The organism is Pseudomonas sp. AG1028 (assembly GCF_007993955.1).
GTDB lineage: Bacteria > Pseudomonadota > Gammaproteobacteria > Pseudomonadales > Pseudomonadaceae > Aquipseudomonas > Aquipseudomonas straminea.
On record NZ_VIVP01000003.1, the window covers coordinates 66272 to 84703 of the forward strand.

Genomic DNA, 18432 nt, shown 5'->3' on the forward strand with positions numbered 1-18432 from the left:
GCGGGCCGTGGCGCAGGCGTGAATCAGTTCTGCGGAAATTGCGCGGCGAGATCGCGCAGGGCGACTTCGGCAGCCAGCACCTTGTTGAGCGCTTCTTCGGCTTTTTCCCAGGTGATACCCAGGTTGTCCAGCAGGCTCTGCGGGATCTCGCGCGTCGGGCCGTTGCCGATGCCGTGGTTGTGCAGCAGGCTGACCGCCAGGTAGACGAGGTTCGGATAGGTGGCGTGGTTACCGGTGTAGGTCGGGTCGTGCTGGAAGCGCAGGGCCACGGCGAGCTCTTCGGGCATGTCCCAGTAACGCATCAGCCAGGAACCGATCTGTTCGCGGCTGATGCCCAGCAGGTGCTGCTCGATGTAGCTGTGCGGCAGGTGCGGGTTGACCTCCAGGTGACGGCAGATCAGTGAGAAGTGCGGCGGGAACACGTGGGCCAGCACCAGGTTGCCAAAGTTGTGCAGCAGGCCGGCCAGGTAGGTCAGGCCGGCTTCCGGGCGCTGGGCGCGGGGCATGGCACGGGTCAGACCCTCGATGACGGCGGCGGTGTAGATTGCCTGCTGCCAGTAGGGCGTGGCCTGCTGCGGCTGGTCCTTGGGCAGGCTGAGGGTTTTGCCCAGGGCCAGGCCGAGGGCCAGATTGACCACCAGATCGAAGCCCAGCACGCGCACGATGGCATCTTCGACCGAGCGGATTTTACCGGGCGCGGCGTAATAGGGCGAAGCGGCCCAGCTGACCACCTGAGCGGCCAACGCCGGGTCGGTTTCCACCACACCGGTGATGTCGTCGACCGTAGCATTGGGGTCGACGCGCAGCTTGATGATCTTTTGCGCGGTTTCCGCCAGTGGCGGGATCTCGATGGTTTCTTCCAGGCGCTGCTGGATGCGCCGCGCGGTAAAGGCCTGCACCGCGTGGCTGATCTCTTGGCGGTCGTCTTCAGGACGGCTGAAGTTGGGCCGCACCTTGCTTGCCGGCTCGCCGAAACGCGCGGCGCTGGCTTTGGTCAGCAACCCCTTGAAGGCTTCGGTACCGAATTCCAGAAGCACGCCGGCCTGGCCGGACTGGATGTACAGGCTCGGCACATCGAGCAGGCGCTCGTCGTACAGGCAGGGCGAGCTGGTCAGGGCAGGAATGCCCGGCAGCAGGGCCAGGTCATGCTTGCCCAGCATGCGATTGAGGCGCTCGGGCTTCACTGCCGTGAGCTTGCGGCCGGTCAATTCGGCCAGACGATTGAGGTCGAGCAGCTGATTTTGCGGGAACAGCACCAGCAGGGCACCCACGGTGTCTTCGAGCAGCACGGTCTGCACACGCTGTGCAGCCGGGATGCCGGGTTGGTCGTGGCGAGCCTGATAAGTCAAACCGAGTTTCTCCAGCAGCTGACGGATTACATGGGGCGGTTGGGGTGATGTGTCGGCAATGGCTAATTCAGTCATGACCTATTCCGTCTTCGAGGGGAGCGCAATGTCCCAAGTATAACCAGCAAGCTGATTAGGCGAGTGTGCAAAGCGACCATCGTCCTGTGTTTGCTCACACTTGCCCATATTGTTGCCCGTGGCGCAGCCAGCGCTCGAGCAGCGGGCTGACGTGTTGTGGCCATTGCTCCTGCAAGGCCTGGGCGGCGTCGCGTACCGCCGGCAGCAGGTCGGCGTCACGCATCAGGTCAGCTACCTTGAACTGCAGCAGACCAGTTTGTCGAGTGCCGAGCATTTCCCCGGGGCCGCGCAACTCCAGATCCTTCTCCGCAATGACGAAGCCGTCACAGGTTTCACGCATGATGCCCAACCGTTCACGGCCGATCTGCGACAGTGGCGGGTGGTAGAGCAGCACGCAGTGGCTGGCGGCGCTGCCCCGGCCTACCCGCCCGCGCAGCTGGTGCAACTGGGCCAGGCCGAGGCGTTCGGGATTCTCGATGATCATCAGGCTGGCGTTTGGCACGTCGACGCCCACTTCGATCACCGTGGTGGCCACCAGCAACTGTAGGTAGCCCTGCTTGAACTGATCCATCACCGCCGCTTTCTCGGCCGGCTTCATGCGCCCATGGATCAACCCGACCTGCTGGCCGACCAATGCAGCGGCCAGATCCTCGTAGGTGGTCTGCGCAGCCTGGCAGGTCAGCTCCTCGGATTCCTCGATCAACGTGCACACCCAATAAGCCTGGCGACCTTCGTTGCAGGCCGAGCGCACGCGCTCGACCACTTCGAAACGGCGGCTGTCGGCGACCAGCACGGTGTTTACGGGCTTGCGGCCGGGCGGCAGTTCGTCGAGGATCGAGGTATCCAGGTCGGCGTAGGCGCTCATCGCCAGGGTGCGCGGGATGGGTGTGGCGGTCATGATCAGCTGGTGCGGGCTGAGCCGGCCACCCACGCCCTTCTGACGCAGGGCCAGGCGCTGCTGCACACCGAAGCGGTGCTGTTCGTCGATGATCGCCAGGGCTAGGTTGCGAAAGCGCACCTCGTCCTGGAACAGCGCGTGGGTGCCGACCACCATGGGCACGCCGGCGGCAATCTGCTCCAGGGCAGTGGCCCGCGCCTTGCCCTTGAGCTTACCAGCCAGCCAGGCAGTTTCCAGGCCCAGGGGCTGTAGCCAGCGGGTGAAGTTGATGAAGTGCTGCTCGGCGAGAATTTCCGTTGGCGCCATCAGTGCCACCTGATAACCGGCCTCGATGGCTTGCAGCGCTGCGAAGGCAGCGACCACCGTCTTGCCAGCGCCGACGTCGCCCTGCACCAGGCGCAGCATCGGCTCGTGCTGGCTGAGGTCGTAGGCGATCTCCGCGCCGACGCGTTGCTGCGCACCGGTGGGCTTGAAACCGAGGTTGTCGAGAAACTGCTGGGGCAGGCGCTTGGCCACCGGCAGGCACGGCGCCTGCTGCACCCGGGCGCTTTCGCGCAGGCGCTGCATCGACAGCTGATGGGTGAGCAATTCCTCGAAGGCCAGCCGGTGCTGGGCCCAGTGGCGGCCTTCGGCGAGTTCTTCGAGGTCGGCGTCCGGTGGCGGGCGGTGCAGGTAGCGAATCGCCTGATCCAGCGGCGCCAGGTCGTACTCTTTGGCCAGCTCACTTGGCAGCCAGTCCGGCAGGCTGTGCGGGCCTAGGCGCGCCAGGGCCTGTTCGCTGAGCTGGCGCAGGCGCTGCTGGGTCAGGCCTTCGGTGGTCGGGTAGATCGGCGTCAGGGTCTGTTCGACGGCTGGCGGCTCGTCACCGGTCAGCGCGCGGTACTCGGGATGATAGATTTCCAGGCCGGACGAGCCGGGACGGATTTCCCCGTAGCAGCGCACCTGGGTGCCGCGCTTGAGGCCTTCCTTCTGGGCGTTGCTGAAGTGGTAGAAGCGCAGGCTCAGGGTGCCGCTGCCGTCGCTCAGGCGCACCAGCAGGCTGCGACGCCGGCCCATCACCACATCGGCGCCGGCAACCGTGCCTTCGACCACCGCATCCTGGCCGGGACGCAGCGCGCCGATGGGTATGATGCGGGTACGGTCCTGGTAGCGCAGCGGGAGGTGGAACAGGATGTCCTGCAGGGTTTCCAGGCCGACCTTGGCGAGCTTTTCCGCCAGGGCCGCGCCGACGCCTTTGAGGTCGGTAACGGAAACCGTCGACAGCTCGCTCATCGCGGTCCTCAGGTGTTACGTGGCAGTGGCTTGGCGACCGAGCACAGGCGAATGGAGTCGGCCAGCACTTCGATGGCCTTGGGGCGCGGGAAGCTGGCACGCCAGGCGATGGCCACGGTGCGGAACGGCGCCGGCGGGCTGAGCGGGCGAACCTCGATCACGCCGGGCGCGTAGTGGTGGCTATCGACGGCCGAGAACGGCAGGATCGATACGCCCAGGCCCGAGGCGACCATGTGGCGAATGGTTTCCAGCGAGCTGGACTCCACCGTGGTGTGCTTGGTCTGCTCCTCGCCCTTGCGCAGCGTCGGGCAGGCTTCCAGCACCTGGTCGCGGAAGCAGTGGCCTTCGCCGAGCAGCAGCAGGCTCTTGTCGTTGAGCAGCTTGGTGTCGATGGTCTGCATGGCGGTCCATGGGTGATCCGCCGGCAGCAGCGCATAGAAGGGTTCGTCGTACAGCGGCAGGGTCAGCACGTCGGCTTCCTGGAACGGCAGGGCGACGATGATCGCGTCCAGCTCGCCGGTGCGCAGCTTGTCGCGCAGCACGTGGGTGAAGTTTTCTTCGATATACAGAGGCATCTGCGTGGCCACGCGGTGCAGCTGCGGGATCAGATGAGGAAACAGGTAAGGGCCGACGGTATAGATGGCGCCGATCTTCAGTGGCGCGGCCAGCTGGTTCTTGCCGACCTGGGCCAGCTCGCGAATGCCCTGGGCCTGCTCCAGTACCTTTTGCGCCTGGGTGACGATGCCTTCACCGACGGGCGTCAGGCGCACCGCGCTCTTGCTGCGCTCGAAGATCAGCACGCCCAGCTCGTCCTCGAGCTTCTTGACCCCGACCGACAGCGTGGGCTGGCTGACATGGCAGCGCTCCGCGGCGCGGCCGAAGTGCTGTTCCTGAGCGAGCGTCACGATATAGCGCAGTTCGGTGAGGGTCATAGTCTTTATCCATTGAGATGGCGCCAAGCATAGCCGCTGTCTTCAATGGAACCAACCATTCACGATGGCCAAATGTGTGTTCGTTGAAGGGACACAAATACAAAGGCCCCGGCGATTGCCGGGGCCTTTGTGATGCTGGGGTCAGCGGCGCCCGCCGCGCTCCAGCGAGTAGATGAAGGGCGCGACGATTTCCACGCTGCCGTTCTTGAGCATTTCCGCTGGAGGCTTGGGCAGCGGCTGGGCGCGGCGGATCATCTGTAGCGTGGCGCGATCTAGCGAGGCGCTGCTGGATTTGCCCACCAGTTCGTAGGACAGCACCTTGCCGTTGGCGTCGACCACGAAGCGCAAGCGGTTGAGCCCTTCGAGGCCGCGGCGGCGTGCATCTTCCGGGTACTTCTTGTACTTCGCCAGGTGCGCGAGCAACTCGCCCTGCCAGGTTTTCTCGGCCTTGCTCGGCGTGCTGACCGGTGCCTGCTGCGGTGCAGCCGGCTTGGCTTCGGTCGGCGCTGGCGGCGCAGGTGGCGCCTTTTCTGGCGGCGGCTCCTGGGGCTCCGGAGGCTTGGGCTCGGGCGGTTTTGGCTTCGGCGGCTTGGGTTTCGGCTTTGGCTTGGGCGGCGTGACCGCCAGCGTCGGCTTTGGCGCTTCGGCGATCTTCGGCTGCGGCTCGGGCTCTTCCGGCACCACTTCCGGTGGTGGTGGCGGTGCAGGCTTGGGCGCGGCTGGCGGTAAGGGCTCCAGCTCGACGATCATCGCCGCCGGTGGCGGCAGTTCGATCGGTGTCGCCTGGGGCTGCCAGTACATCGCCCAGAGAAATAGGCCGACGTGCAGGCCGACCACGATGGCCAGGCTGGCAGCCCAGGAAAACGTGCGGCTGGATTTCTTCATTGCGCGCCGACCGTCTCCAGGCCCACCAGACCGATCTTCAGGTAACCGGTGCCGCGCAGGTTATCCATGACCTCCATCAGGTCGCCATATTCGACGCCCTTGTCACCGCGCACGAAGATGGTCTTGTCCTTGTCGCTCTTGGTCAGCTTGTCCAGCGCCGCGCCGAGCATCGCCGGCTGCACCTCGTCATTGTCGAGGTACAGCTTCTTGTCTTCTTTGATGCTCAGGTAGATCGGCTTGTCGGGCCGCGGCGCTGGCTTGGCGCTGGAGGCGGGTAGGTCGATCTTCACGTCGACGGTGGCCAGCGGCGCGGCGACCATGAAGATGATCAGCAGCACCAGCATCACGTCGATGAAGGGCGTGACGTTGATCTCGTGGTTTTCTTGGAGATCGTCGCCGCCGTTTTCGTTGAGATGAAGCCCCATGGTCTTAGCCCACCTTGACCACGTGAGGTTGCTGGGCGCGATCATGAGCCGGCGGCTGCATGTCCAGGTCGCGGCTGACCAGTAGCAGCACCTGAGCCGAAGCGTCGGCGACCTGGGCCTTGTAGGCGCTGATCGAGCGCGAGAAGGCGTTGTAGATGATCACCGCCGGAATCGCCGCGACCAGGCCCAGAGCGGTTGCCAGCAGGGCTTCGGCGATGCCAGGGGCCACCACGGCGAGGTTGGTGGTCTGGGTTTTGGCGATGCCGATGAAGCTGTTCATGATGCCCCACACGGTACCGAACAGACCGACGAAGGGCGCGGTGGAGCCGATGGTGGCGAGCACGCCGGTGCCCTTGCTCATGTCGCGGCCGCAGGCGCCGACCAGGCGCTCGAGACGGAAGCTGACGCGCTCCTTGATACCTTCCTTCTCACGGCTGGTGGCCGAGAGTTTCAGTTCTTCGCGAGCGTCTTCGATGAGGACTTCGCTGAAGCTGTGCTTGGCGCGGGCCTGCTCGCTGGCCTGGGCCAGGTTGCGGGCACCCTTGAGCTCGACGATCTCGCGGCGCAGGCGGCGGCGTGCGGTGACCAGCTCGATGGTCTTGGCGATCCAGATGGTCCAGGTGAGGATCGAGGCCAGCACCAGGCCGATCATCACGCTTTTCACCACCACGTCGGCGCTCTGATACATGCCCCACGGCGACAGGTCGTGGAAGGCTTGTTCGGCTTCGGCAGCAGGATCATTGTCAGCAGCGAATTTTTCAAGAGAGCTACTGAACTCGCGCAGTTTGTCGATGGCTTCCTGAGACGCGCCTTTTTCCATAAGAAATTGGTCGCGAGCCTGGTTCACTTGTTCAGGTGTGGCATCCGGACCAAGCGCATCGATTCTGGCCTGCATTTCTTCTACAAGGCCTGGATCGACTGCTGGTACGGCCGGCGGCGCATCGGATTGTGCGGACGGTTGCTGCGCACTGGTGCCGGCAGCGGTTTGAGCGCTGGATACAGGCTGTGCCGGCGCCGACTGGTCAGCAAAGCCCGCGACCGGGGCCAGTGTCAGGCTGAGCAGCAGGGCGAGAGCGGCGCCGGGGCGTTGCGGCCGAGCGGCGACGGTGGTTGGCTTGGCGCTATGGGCGATAGAGTTCATGCTTGCCGGACCTAAATGTGGAGGGCGGTTATCTGCGCGGCCAATAGAGGCGCACGGAAAAAAAGGCTAAACATTATTGCAAGTAATTCTTGTTCGTGAAAGGGGTGGCGTAACTCTATTACCTTCATGGGTATTTTTTGAACGCTGGACAGCTTGAGAGAGGATCGATGACTAAAGGTGCAAGTGTGCTGATCGCTGGTTGCGGCGATGTGGGCGGCCGCCTGGCCGTGCGACTGCACGAGGCGGGGTGGCAGGTTCATGGCCTGCGCCGCAGTGTGTCGGAACTGCCTGCGGGCATCCTGCCGGTCGCGGGTGATCTGCATCAGGCGGATTGCCCGGCCCAGTGGCCGCAGGGCGAGCTGGATTATCTGGTGTACAGCGCGGCGGCCAGCCAGCATGACGAAGCGGGTTACCGGCAGGCTTACGTCGACGGGCTGCGGCATGTGCTGAGCTGGTTGCAGGCGCGCGGGCAGCGGCCGAAGCGCCTGGTCTTCGTTTCCAGCAGTGGCGTCTATGGCCAGGCGGGCGGCGAGTGGGTCGACGAACGCACACCGGCCGAGGCGCAGAGCTATTCGGGGCGGATCATGCGCGAGGCCGAGCAGGTGGCCTGGAGCAGCGGCGTACCCGCTACCGTTGTACGCCTGACGGGTATTTACGGCCCAGGGCGTGAATGGCTGCTAAAGCAGGTGCGCATGGGTTACCGCGTTGCGGTCGAGCCGCCGCTGTATGGCAACCGTATTCATGCCGATGACGCGGCCGGCCTGCTGGCTTTTCTGCTGCAGGCCGATCTGGCCGGCAAGGCGCTGGATAATTGCTATCTCGGCGTGGACGACGAGCCGGCGCCGCTGCATCAGGTAGTTGGCTGGTTGCGTGAGCAGCTGAGTGTCGAGCATTGGGCAGAGGATGCGGCGGTGCGCCGCTCCGGCAGCAAACGCTGCAGCAATGCCCGCGCCCGGGCGCTGGGCTGGGTGCCGCAATATCCCAGCTATCGCGAGGGTTATGCCGCGGTGTTGCGGGAACGCTGAAGGGAAAGCCCGGAGGCGATGCTCCGGGCCTGCGGCAGGTCAGTCGATGACCAGGATTCCGTCCATTTCCACCTGAGCGCCTTTCGGCAGGGCGGCCACGCCAATCGCGGCGCGCGCCGGGTAGGGCTGCTGGAAGTAACGGCCCATCACTTCGTTGACGGTGGCGAAGTGGGAGAGGTCGGTGAGGAAGATGTTCAGCTTGACCACATCCTTGAACGAGCCACCGGCGGCCTCGATCACCGACTTGAGGTTCTCGAAGACCTGCACGGTCTGAGCTTCGAAGCCTTCCACCAGCTCCATGGTCTTGGGATCCAGCGGGATCTGCCCGGACAGGTAGACGGTGTTTCCGGCCTTGATGGCCTGGGAGTAAGTGCCGATGGCGGCCGGGGCCTTGTCGCTGTTGATGACGCTCTTGCTCATGGAGAACTCCTGGATAGGGCAGCCTCAGGCTGCAAGATGGACGCAGGCAGGCTACAGGCTGGCGTTCTCGGCCTCAAGCCGCGGCAGGCATGGTTGCGCCTTTGGGATAAGCGGTGACGCTTCCAGGCAGCAACACTGCTGAGCAGGGCGCTTCTCTTCAGAGCGGCAATGGTGCGACAGGTCACGCCTTGGTGCGGGTGATGCGCATGACGCCGGGCAGAGTGCGCAGCTTCTTGATCACCCGGGCCAGGTGTACGCGGTCATGCACGCTGACCACCAGCTGAACCACGCTGACGCGGCCGTCGCGCTCGTCCATGCTGATTTTCTCGATGTTGCCGTCGGCGGCGTTGACGCTGCTCGCCAGTAGTGCGATCAGACCGCGCTGGTGTTCCAGCTCGACGCGCAGTTCGACGTTGAATTCGCCGGTCACATCCTTGGCCCAGGCCAGCTGGATGCATTTTTCCGGGTTGTGGCGCACTTCGCTGATGTTCCGGCAGGTGTCCATGTGCACCACCATGCCCTTGCCGGCCGAGAGGTGGCCAACGATCGGGTCACCCGGAATCGGCGTACAGCACTTGGCGTAGCTGAGCACCAGGCCCTCGGTGCCACGGATCGCCAGGGGGCCTTCGGCGTTTGGCAGCTCCTCGCCCTCGCTGGCCAGCAGGCGGCGCGCCACCACGTAGGCCATGCGGTTGCCCAGGCCGATGTCTTCGAGCAGGTCGTCGAAGGTTTCCATGCGGTATTCGTTGAGCACGGCCAGCTGGCGCTCGGCGGGCACCTTGTCCAGATGGGTTTCGAAGCTGGCCAGCACCTTGTTGAGCAGGCGCTCGCCCAGGCTCACCGACTCCGAGCGGCGCTGCAGTTTCAGCGCGTGACGAATATGGGTGCGCGCCTTGCCGGTGACCACGAAATTCAGCCAGGCCGGATTCGGCCGCGCCCCCGGCGCGCTGACGATTTCCACGGTGGAGCCGCTTTCCAGCGCCTGGGACAGCGGCGCCAGGCGGCGATTGATGCGGCAGGCGATGCAGGTATTGCCGACGTCGGTATGCACCGCGTAGGCGAAGTCCACGGCCGTGGAGCCCTTGGGCAGCTCCATGATGCGGCCTTTGGGTGTGAAGACGTAGACCTCGTCCGGGAACAGGTCGATCTTCACGCTCTCGATGAATTCCAAGGAGTTGCCAGCACGCTGCTGCAGCTCCAGCACGCCCTTGACCCACTGGCGGGCGCGGGCGTGGTTGCCCTTGGGCAGCTCGTCCTCGTTGGATTTGTACAGCCAGTGCGCGGCGATGCCGTTGTTGGCCATCTCTTCCATCTCGCGGGTGCGGATCTGGATCTCGATGGGCACGCCATGCATGCCGAACAGCGTGGTGTGTAGCGACTGGTAGCCGTTGGCCTTGGGGATCGCGATGTAGTCCTTGAAGCGCCCCGGCAGCGGCTTGTAGAGGTTGTGCACGGCGCCGAGCACGCGGTAGCAGGTGTCGACCTTGTCGACCACGATGCGAAAGGCGTAGACGTCCATGATCTCGTTGAACGACTTACGCTTGCCGCGCATCTTCTGGTAGATGCTGTAGAGGTGCTTCTCGCGGCCAACCACTTCGCCGCTCAGGCCTTCGCGTTCGAGGCAGTGCAGCAGCGATTCCTCGATGCGCGTGACGATTTCCTTGCGGTTGCCCCGGGCGCGGCGCACGGCGGCGCGGATGCGCTCGGAGCGCATCGGGTGCATGGCCTTGAAGCCCAGATCCTCGAATTCCACGCGCATGCTGTGCATGCCCAGCCGGTTGGCGATGGGTGCGTAGATTTCCAGGGTTTCCTTGGCGATGCGCCGGCGTTTCTCTCCGGACAGCACTTCCAGGGTGCGCATGTTGTGCAGGCGGTCGGCCAGCTTGACCAGGATCACGCGGATGTCGCGGGCCATGGCCATGGCCATCTTCTGGAAGTTCTCGGCCTGCGCCTCGGCCTTGGTCTCGAAGTTCATCTGGGTCAGCTTGCTGACCCCATCCACCAGCTCCGCCACGGACTCGCCGAACTGCGCGTGCAGGGCTTCCTTGGCGATGCCGGTGTCTTCGATCACGTCGTGCAGCATGGCGGCCATCAGGCTCTGATGGTCCATGTGCATGTCGGCGAGGATGCTGGCCACGGCCAGCGGATGGGTCACGTAGGCTTCACCGCTGCGGCGGCGTTGCCCGTCGTGCGCCTGTTCGGCGTAGAAGTAGGCGCGACGAACGAGGTTGACCTGTTCGTCGCCCAGGTAGCCCGAAAGCCTGTCCGCGAGGGCGTCTATGCTCGGCATGGGAGGCTCCCCTGCCGTGCATTGTGCACCTGCGACGTACGCTTTCGACCCGGCATAGGCTTACAGAGGCTCGTTCGCCTCTTCCTCGAAGGCTGCGAACAGCGGTTCTTCTTCGATGATGTCTTCCTGGGCGACGATTTCGGCGTCAACCAGGCCGCTGGCGATTTCGCGCAGGGCGACTACGGTCGGCTTGTCGTTTTCCCAGGCTACTTTCGGCTCTTTGCCGCCAGTGGCGATTTGACGAGCGCGCTTGGTGGCAAGCATGACCAGCTCGAAGCGGTTATCGACGTTGTCCAGGCAGTCTTCAACGGTAACGCGAGCCATGGTGTTCCTCGTAGCGAATGCAAAATTGGCTGGGCCCGAATGGGCGAGCGGACTGAATAGTCTAGAAAAACGCCAGCATTAAGGGAAGCGAAACTCGCTGAGAGGCACGCGTTCGCAACGCCGGGCGGGATTTTGTCGACTTGAATGGGCGGTTTTGCACCGCCCTTCGGCTTCGGCTCAGGCCAGCAACTCGCTCAGCAGGCCGGCATGGCGTTGATGTTGGGCGGTCTGCAGCAGCTGGTTGGCGCGAAACACCGCCCTCAGGTCGCTGAGAGCATGGCTGAAATCATCGTTGATCACCAGGTAGTCGTATTCGACGTAATGACTCATCTCACTGACGGCGTCGCGCATGCGGCGTTCGATGATCTCGCCGCTGTCCTGGCCGCGATTGGTCAGGCGGTGGCGGAGCGCTTCGCGGGTCGGCGGCAGGATGAAGATCGATTTCGCTTGGGGCATCAGCTTGCGCACCTGCTGGGCGCCTTGCCAGTCGATCTCCAGGATCAGGTCGATGCCCTCGGCCAGGGTCTTTTCCAGTGCGCGCTGTGAGGTGCCGTAGAAATTGTCGAATACCTGAGCGTGCTCGAGGAATTCGCCCTGCTCGAGCATGGCGGTGAACTGTGCGTGATCCACGAAGTGGTAGTGCACGCCGTCGACTTCACCTGGGCGCATGGCACGAGTGGTGTGCGACACCGACACGCGAATGTGCGGCTCGCTGTCGATCAGCGCGTTCACCAGGCTGCTCTTGCCAGCGCCCGAGGGGGCGGAAATGATGTACAGCGTGCCGCTGGTGGTGCTCATGGATCAGTCCTGAAACGGTTGGGGTCGGAAGGCGCCTGGGCACCATTATTCGATGTTCTGCACCTGCTCGCGCATTTGCTCGATCAACACCTTGAGGTTGACCGCCGCCTGGGTGCTGCGCGGGTCGAATGCCTTGGAGCCGAGGGTGTTGGCTTCGCGGTTGAGTTCCTGCATCAGGAAGTCCAGGCGGCGCCCGGCTGCGCCGCCGGCCTTGAGGACGCGGCGCACTTCGGTGACGTGGGTGCTCAGGCGATCCAGCTCCTCGGCGACGTCGCTCTTCTGGGCGAGCATCACCAGCTCCTGCTCCAGGCGCTGCGGGTCGAGCTCGGCCTGCATTTCGCGGCAGCGCTCGATGATCTTCTGGCGCTGCGCCTCGAGCATCTGCGGCACCAGCTCGCGCAGGGCGGCGACTTCCTCAAGCATGCTGTCGAGGCGCTCGTTGAGCAGCTTGGCCAGCTCGGCGCCTTCGCGGCCGCGGCCACTCTTCAGCTCGTCGAGGGCATTGCCGAACAGCTCCAGGGCGGCTTTATTCAGCGCTTGCGGGTCGCTGCTATCGGCAACCAACACGCCGGGCCAGCCGAGCACTTCCAGAGGGTTCAGCGGCGCGGGTTGCTTGATCAGTGCGGCGACGCTTTCGGCGGCAGCGATCAGTTGGGTAGCCCGCTCGCGGTCGACCTGCAGCGGCTTGCCGGTGTTTTCTTCGGTGTAGCGCAGGGTGCATTCCACCTTGCCGCGCGACAAACCCTGACGCAGCGCTTCGCGCACCGCGCCTTCGAGATCGCGGAAGGCTTCCGGCAGGCGCAGGTGGGGTTCGAGGTAGCGGTGGTTGACCGAGCGCAGCTCCCAGCTCAGGGTGCCGTTGGCACCTGCCTGCTCGGTGCGGGCGAAGGCCGTCATGCTGTGGATCATGCTGCTTACCTCGGCTTGCTGTAGGGCAAAGGCGGCGATTGTAGCGCACAGCGCCGGTGGCTCCCAAACCCGGTGCGGTGCCATCGGGCAGGCGCGGTCGCGGCCCGGTGGCAACAGCCCCTATAATGCGCGGCAGATTCTACTTGAGAGCAGGTATTTGTTGATGAAACGTCCCAGTGGCCGCGCCGCCGATCAGTTGCGCCCTATCCGCATCTCCCGCAACTACACCAAGCACGCCGAAGGTTCGGTGCTGGTCGAGTTCGGCGACACCAAGGTGATCTGCACCGTCAGCGTTGAGCAGGGCGTACCGCGCTTTCTGAAAGGCCAGGGCCAGGGCTGGGTGACCGCCGAGTACGGCATGCTGCCGCGCGCTACTGGCGACCGTAACCAGCGTGAAGCCAGCAAGGGCAAGCAGGGCGGCCGTACCCTGGAGATCCAGCGCCTGATCGGCCGCTCGCTGCGCGCCGCACTGGACATGAGCAAACTGGGCGAGAACACCCTGTACGTCGACTGCGACGTGATCCAGGCCGACGGCGGCACCCGCACCGCGTCTATTACCGGCGCCATGGTTGCACTGGTGGATGCCCTGAAGGTGATGAAGAAGCGTGGCGGCCTGAAAGGCGGCGACCCGCTCAAGCAGATGATCGCGGCGGTGTCCGTCGGGATCTACCAGGGCGAGCCGGTGCTGGATCTTGATTACCTGGAAGATTCCGCCGCCGAAACCGATCTGAACGTGGTGATGACCAGCACCGGTGGCTTCATCGAGGTGCAGGGCACCGCCGAAGGCGCGCCGTTCCAGCCTGCCGAGCTGAATGCCATGCTGGCCCTGGCGCAGCAAGGCATGGGCGAGTTGTTCGCCCTGCAGCAGGCTGCGCTGGCCGAGTGATGTTTCGCTGACCGAGGAGAGTCGTGATGGATGAGCATAACGCCGTGACGCCTGCTGACGAGCCCAATCGGGATGCGCGCCAGTGGGCGATGATCTGCCACTTCGCGGCCGCCCTCGGCTTCGTATTTCCCTTCGGCAATCTGATCGGTCCGTTGGTGGTCTGGCAGGTGAAGAAGGATCAGCACGGCTTTATCGACGAGCAAGGCAAGGAGGCGCTCAACTTCCAACTGACGGTGGCCATTGCCGGCATTGTCTGCCTGCTGCTGATGCTGGTACTCATCGGTTTTCTGCTGATGGGGCTGCTGTGCATCGGCACCGTGGTACTGACCATTATCGGCGGCATCAAGGCCGGTGAGGGTAAGCATTACCGCTACCCGTTCTGCCTGAGATTGATCAAGTAATCCTCGCCTGATCGCAGAAAAAGCCAGCGCAATGCTGGCTTTTTTATTGAAGTGTAACCAAGTGTTGATTCGCCCGAAGGCGACTCTTAAGCTCTGCCACGAAAACGCCCCATCGAGCTCACAAGGACGCCCATGATCCCCATCAACCCACTGGCCATGATGCTCGGATCATTGTTCCTGCTGGTGTCTCTGGTGTGCGTCGCGGCCCTGGCGGCACTGCTGGTCGCCTTGCTCAATCGCCGTTCCCGGCGCTTTATCCGCTTGCACCCCTGGTGGTTCGGACTGCTGGCCGTATTCCTGATCGCTGGCAGCCTGCCTACCGTCGAGTTTCTGCGCTGGGAGGCCAAACAGTTGGCCGAGCAGCGCGCGCTGAGCCCGCGTCTGGACAGCGAGCAGGTCCTCGGTGAGCTGGTGCTGCCCGCCGGCACGCGGGTGTGGCTGGAGCGCCTGGAGGCGGGCAGGAACCTCAGTGGCGATAACCTGCCCTACGGTTTGCAGAGCCTGCAACGCGCCGAATTCGACAGTCAGCCGCTTATGCTGCAGGGCGCCGCGGTGCGCCGTCTTGATGTCGGCGACCAGCTGGCCGAGGCCCAGCTGGTCGATGATGCCAAATTCGGCGGCTGGCAGTGCTCGGCGCAGGCGCCGGTAACCTTCGGCTATCCGTCCGGTGCGCGCTTCGAGGTCCGTCAATGGCAACTGGAAAGCTGCACGCTGGCGGCCGGCAGCCAGGTGGCCGGCATTACCTGGCCGGAGCCGATGATCGTGCATGCGGTCGGCGAGAGCCGCTGGCAGCTGGAAACCACCGACACCCCGGTGCAGTTCCAGGGGCTCAAGGTGCGGCTATGGAACCTGTGGGTCGACGGCCCTTATGGCGCGCTACAGGACTGGCAGGGCGAGTTGGCCGAGCCTATGCAGCTCGGCCCCATGCAGTACCCGGTAGATACCCGGGTGCGGGCATTCAACGGCAACCTGCTGTTCAGCCCACTGAGCGGGGCGCCGGCTGTCGACCGTCGTGATGGCAAGCCGGTCGAGCCGGATATCTCGGTAGAGCAGCGGGCCGACGGTGAGGTGCTGGGCACCCACCGCAATGGCGATGTGGGCGTGGTCGACTGGTTCAAGGTCGTGCCCTGAGCCGGCTCAGCTGCGATCCGCCAGCACACCGATCAGGAACATCACCACCAGCAGCACCGGCGCCAGGGTGTAATTGTTGAAGTGACCCAGCAATTGAGTGAGCAGCGGCGTCAGGTAGACCAGCGCCAGGCCGTAGCCGACCACGCAGACCGCGACGAATATCAAGGTGCGCAGCACGAAATTGAGGCTGCCTATGCGTCCTTGAATCCAGGCATTGATCGCCGGGCCGAACAGCACCAGCAGGGTGGCCATGAGCCCCAGTGAAATCTCGCTGAGGTGGCCGCGGCCCCAGCGTGACACGGTGGCGATCAGGTCCAGCACATAATCCATGGTTGCTCCTCAGACGTGACGATTGAATCCTGCTGCCTCGGATCATCCGGCGCGCCGTTGGTTCGCAGCGCGGCGATTCAGGGCAGGAAATACTGCAGCAGATCATTGAGAAACAGCTGGCCTTCGCGGGTGGCCGTCAGGCGCGCCGGATCCGCTTGCAGCAGGCCGCGACGCTGGGCCTGTTCGCGGGCCTCGGCCAATTGCTCCAGGGGCAGGCCCGTGCGTTGGCTGAACAGCTCGGCGCTGCAGCCATCGCTCAGGCGCAGCACGTTCATCAGGAACTCGAACGGCAGCTCCTCGGCAGTGAGGAGCCGTTCACCGGCGCTGTAGCGCTTGGCGGAGTCGAGGTAATCCTTGGGCAAGCGGGTTTTCCAGGTACGGCTGATGCGGCCATCCGGCGTACTCAGCTTGCCGTGGGCGCCGGCACCAATGCCGAGGAAATCGCCGAAGGTCCAGTAATTCAGGTTGTGCCGCGCCATGCGCTCGGGCTGCGCGTAGGCCGACACTTCGTACTGGGCGTAACCGTGCTCGGCGAGCAGCGCCTGGCCAGCCTCTTGGATGTCCCACAGGGTATCGTCCTCGGGCAGCACCGGCGGCTGGTTCCAGAACACCGTGTTCGGCTCCACCGTCAGCTGGTACCAGGACAGGTGGGTCGGCGCCTGGGCGATGGCGATGCGCAGGTCGCCCAGTGCGTCATCTAGGGACTGATCTGGCAGGCCGTGCATCAGATCCAGGTTGAAATTGTCGAAGCCGGCGGCGCGTGCCATGTCGGCGGCGCGCACGGCTTCATCGCCGTCATGGATGCGCCCCAGGGCCTTGAGTTTTTCCGCCTGGAAGCTCTGCACGCCGATCGACAGGCGATTGATGCCCAGACGCCGGTAGGCGGCGAATTTCTCCTGCTCGAAGGTGCCCGGGTTGGCTTCCAAGGTGATCTCGATATCGCCGGCGAACGGAATGCGCCGCTCCACCCCTTCGAGCAGGCGGCCCAGGGCCTTGGCGGAAAACAGGCTGGGCGTGCCGCCGCCGAAGAAGATCGAGGTCAGCGGGCGGCCGTGGGCCTGGACCAGGTCAGCGTCGAGATCGGCGAGCAGCGCGTCGACGTAGGCCTCTTCCGGCAGGTTGGGGCCGGCGGCGTGGGAGTTGAAATCGCAGTAGGGGCACTTGCGCACGCACCAGGGAATATGGACGTACAGGGCCAGGGGCGGCAGCTGGAACACAGGCTTCTGGATCACGGCAGGGTGGTTGCGGGGCGCTATCGTGGCACGAGTTGGGCAAACTACCAACGTGCGTGGACGAAACGCCCCATTCGAAAGCGCTTACAAACCCAGGCGCTGCTTGAGCAACTTCATGGCAATGGCGCGGTGGCTGAGCTGGTTCTTGTCGGCCGGCGACAGTTCGGCGCTGGAGCACTGGCGCTCCTCGACCCAGAACAGCGGGTCGTAACCGAAGCCGTGCTCGCCGCGCGCCTCATGCAGGATGCGGCCGTGCCACAGGCCTTCGCAGAGAATCGGCAGCGGGTCGTCGGCGTGTCGCACCAGGGCCAGGCAGCAGACGAACTGGGCGCCGCGCTCGGCGTCCGGCACCTCCTTGAGGGCCGCCAGCAGCTTGGCGTTGTTGGCGGCATCGCCCTGGCCATCGGCGTAGCGGGCCGAATAGATGCCTGGCGCCCCGCCGAGAACATCCACCGCCAGGCCGGAGTCGTCGGCCAGCGCTGGCAGGCCGGACAGGCGCGAGGCATTACGCGCCTTGAGGATGGCGTTCTCGACGAACGACAGGCCGGTTTCCTCCGGCTCCACCTGGCTGAACTCACCGACCGAGCGCAGGCGCACGCGGTCGCCGAGCATGGCTTGCAGTTCCTTGAGTTTGCCGGCGTTGTGGCTGGCGAGGACGAGTTCTGGGAAAGGCATCATGGCTCCGGAAAGAGTTCCTGGTTGAAGTCCAGGCGCTGGCCGTTCACCTGCAGGTTGAACAGCAGCACCTCACGGGATTCGATGGGAAACTGCGCCAGGTAGGAAACGAATTCGCCCTCGCGCTGTTCGACGAAGGTCAGCGCCTGGCCATGGCCCAGCACGTTCTTCACCTCGCCGCTGATCTCTGCTGCCGTCGGCTTGCCGCCGCGCAGTACGCTGATGTTCAACACCCCCAGCTTGGCGCTGCGCACCAGGCCGCTGGCATGGGCGATCTGCGGTTGCAGGTAGTTGGCGTTGAAGGCGCTGTAATACACCTGCAGGTCGCCAAGGCGCTGCATGCGGTTGTCGGCCAGTGCCGGCAGGCTCAGGCACAGGGCGATCAACATGGCGAGCAGGCGCATGGGGCGGCCTAGTTGGCGATGCGCACGTCGTGCGCATTGTGGCCGCTGATGCGGTAGATGCCGATCTCGCCCAGCAGGTTCGGCCAGGCGCGGCTGGCCCAGCCATGCCGGTGCTCGCGGTCCACGGCCAGGCGGTCGAGCACCCGGGCGCTCTGCTGGTGGCACAGGCGTTCGAAGTCCTCGAAGGTGCAGAAGTGGATGTTCGGCGTGTTGTACCAGGTGTACGGGAGGAAGTCGGACACCGGCATGCGGCCCTTGCTGGCCAGGTACCAGCGGCAGCGCCAGTGACCGAAGTTGGGAAAGGTGATGATGCAGGTCTTGCCGACGCGCAGCATCTCGGCCAGCACCTTGTCGGGAAAGTGCAGCGCCTGCAGGGACTGGGTCATGACCACCACGTCGAAGCTGTCGCTGGCGAAGTTGCCCAGGCCTTCGTCGAGGTTCTGTTCGATGACGTTGACGCCCTTGCCGATGCATTGGGCGATCTTTTCCGGGTCGATTTCCAGGCCGTAGCCGGTCACCTGCTTGTTGGCGCCCAGCCAGGCGAGCAGTTCGCCGTCGCCGCAGCCCAGGTCGAGGACGCGGCTGCCGGCAGGAATCCATTCCTGGATGATCTCTAGGTCGGCTCGCATG

At 64.6% G+C, this 18432-nt stretch carries 19 protein-coding genes and 1 pseudogene; 4 read left to right on the plus strand and 16 right to left on the minus strand.

The genetic code is table 11. The features are described from left to right. Positions 1–23 precede the first annotated feature (23 nt). From FB481_RS05535 to exbB, 6 genes and pseudogenes are all read right to left on the minus strand, one after another. Entirely contained in the window at positions 24–1424 is a 1401-nt protein-coding gene (locus FB481_RS05535) for an aminoacyl-tRNA deacylase and HDOD domain-containing protein (protein WP_093500572.1), read from the minus strand. Positions 1425–1518: 94 nt separating this feature from the next. Then, positions 1519–3594 carry an ATP-dependent DNA helicase RecG gene (gene recG / locus FB481_RS05540; protein ID WP_147175379.1) on the minus strand — a complete coding sequence of 692 codons (2076 nt, stop codon included), beginning with the start codon at positions 3592–3594 and terminating at the stop codon, positions 1519–1521. Positions 3595–3602: 8 nt separating this feature from the next. Beyond that, on the minus strand, positions 3603–4526 hold the full coding sequence (locus FB481_RS05545) for a hydrogen peroxide-inducible genes activator (RefSeq protein WP_147175381.1): 924 nt from the start codon (positions 4524–4526) through the stop codon (positions 3603–3605). 141 nt (positions 4527–4667) lie between these two features. Continuing rightward, positions 4668–5411, minus strand: coding sequence for an energy transducer TonB (locus FB481_RS05550; RefSeq protein WP_093500566.1), 744 nt, complete (start codon positions 5409–5411; stop codon positions 4668–4670). Then, entirely contained in the window at positions 5408–5836 is a 429-nt protein-coding gene (exbD, locus tag FB481_RS05555) for a TonB system transport protein ExbD (RefSeq protein ID WP_147175383.1), read from the minus strand. The genes FB481_RS05550 and exbD overlap by 4 nt, the downstream gene beginning before the upstream one ends. Before the next feature lie 4 nt (positions 5837–5840). After that, positions 5841–6608: pseudogene (gene exbB, locus FB481_RS05560) on the minus strand (tonB-system energizer ExbB); the annotation flags it as partial. Positions 6609–7144: 536 nt separating this feature from the next. Here exbB and FB481_RS05565 point away from each other — a divergent pair. After that, a complete protein-coding gene (locus tag FB481_RS05565) occupies positions 7145–8002 on the plus strand; it encodes an SDR family oxidoreductase (protein ID WP_147175387.1) in 858 nt (285 codons plus the stop codon). A 39-nt stretch (positions 8003–8041) separates the two neighbouring features. On the opposite strand, the gene FB481_RS05570 is transcribed toward FB481_RS05565, so the two are convergent. The 5 genes from FB481_RS05570 to FB481_RS05590 form a co-directional block, all read right to left on the minus strand. Then, on the minus strand, positions 8042–8422 hold the full coding sequence (locus FB481_RS05570; protein ID WP_013789416.1) for a RidA family protein: 381 nt from the start codon (positions 8420–8422) through the stop codon (positions 8042–8044). 181 nt (positions 8423–8603) lie between these two features. Continuing rightward, positions 8604–10712: a bifunctional GTP diphosphokinase/guanosine-3',5'-bis pyrophosphate 3'-pyrophosphohydrolase gene (gene spoT / locus FB481_RS05575; protein WP_093500558.1), complete on the minus strand. Its 2109-nt coding sequence runs from the start codon at positions 10710–10712 to the stop codon at positions 8604–8606. Between the two features lie 60 nt (positions 10713–10772). Next, positions 10773–11036: a DNA-directed RNA polymerase subunit omega gene (gene rpoZ, locus FB481_RS05580; RefSeq protein ID WP_013789418.1), complete on the minus strand. Its 264-nt coding sequence runs from the start codon at positions 11034–11036 to the stop codon at positions 10773–10775. Between the two features lie 177 nt (positions 11037–11213). Continuing rightward, positions 11214–11834: a guanylate kinase gene (gene gmk / locus FB481_RS05585; protein ID WP_147175389.1), complete on the minus strand. Its 621-nt coding sequence runs from the start codon at positions 11832–11834 to the stop codon at positions 11214–11216. Between the two features lie 45 nt (positions 11835–11879). Then, on the minus strand, positions 11880–12743 hold the full coding sequence (locus FB481_RS05590) for a YicC/YloC family endoribonuclease (RefSeq protein WP_093500554.1): 864 nt from the start codon (positions 12741–12743) through the stop codon (positions 11880–11882). 163 nt (positions 12744–12906) lie between these two features. Between FB481_RS05590 and rph the strand changes: the two genes are divergently transcribed. The 3 genes from rph to FB481_RS05605 all read left to right on the plus strand — a co-directional run bounded on the left by rph (position 12907) and on the right by FB481_RS05605 (position 15161). Next, complete coding sequence (rph, locus tag FB481_RS05595; protein ID WP_093500552.1) at positions 12907–13629, plus strand: ribonuclease PH; 723 nt, start codon at positions 12907–12909, stop codon at positions 13627–13629. Between the two features lie 26 nt (positions 13630–13655). Continuing rightward, entirely contained in the window at positions 13656–14030 is a 375-nt protein-coding gene (locus FB481_RS05600; RefSeq protein ID WP_147175391.1) for a DUF4870 domain-containing protein, read from the plus strand. Positions 14031–14162: 132 nt separating this feature from the next. Further along, on the plus strand, positions 14163–15161 hold the full coding sequence (locus FB481_RS05605) for a hypothetical protein (protein ID WP_147175393.1): 999 nt from the start codon (positions 14163–14165) through the stop codon (positions 15159–15161). A gap of 6 nt (positions 15162–15167) precedes the next feature. Here the strand turns inward: FB481_RS05605 and FB481_RS05610 are convergent, their stop codons facing one another. The 5 genes from FB481_RS05610 to metW all read right to left on the minus strand — a co-directional run bounded on the left by FB481_RS05610 (position 15168) and on the right by metW (position 18431). Further along, entirely contained in the window at positions 15168–15491 is a 324-nt protein-coding gene (locus FB481_RS05610; RefSeq protein ID WP_147175395.1) for a DUF3392 domain-containing protein, read from the minus strand. A gap of 77 nt (positions 15492–15568) precedes the next feature. After that, positions 15569–16723, minus strand: coding sequence for a radical SAM family heme chaperone HemW (hemW, locus tag FB481_RS05615; RefSeq protein ID WP_147175397.1), 1155 nt, complete (start codon positions 16721–16723; stop codon positions 15569–15571). 84 nt (positions 16724–16807) lie between these two features. Continuing rightward, entirely contained in the window at positions 16808–17401 is a 594-nt protein-coding gene (rdgB, locus tag FB481_RS05620) for an RdgB/HAM1 family non-canonical purine NTP pyrophosphatase (RefSeq protein WP_093500542.1), read from the minus strand. Further along, positions 17398–17802, minus strand: coding sequence for a DUF4426 domain-containing protein (locus FB481_RS05625; RefSeq protein WP_147175399.1), 405 nt, complete (start codon positions 17800–17802; stop codon positions 17398–17400). The genes rdgB and FB481_RS05625 overlap by 4 nt, the downstream gene beginning before the upstream one ends. Positions 17803–17810: 8 nt before the next feature. After that, the gene (gene metW, locus FB481_RS05630) at positions 17811–18431 is read right to left on the minus strand and encodes a methionine biosynthesis protein MetW (RefSeq protein ID WP_093500538.1); all 621 of its coding nucleotides are present in this window, start codon (positions 18429–18431) and stop codon (positions 17811–17813) included. Position 18432: the final 1 nt, after the last annotated feature.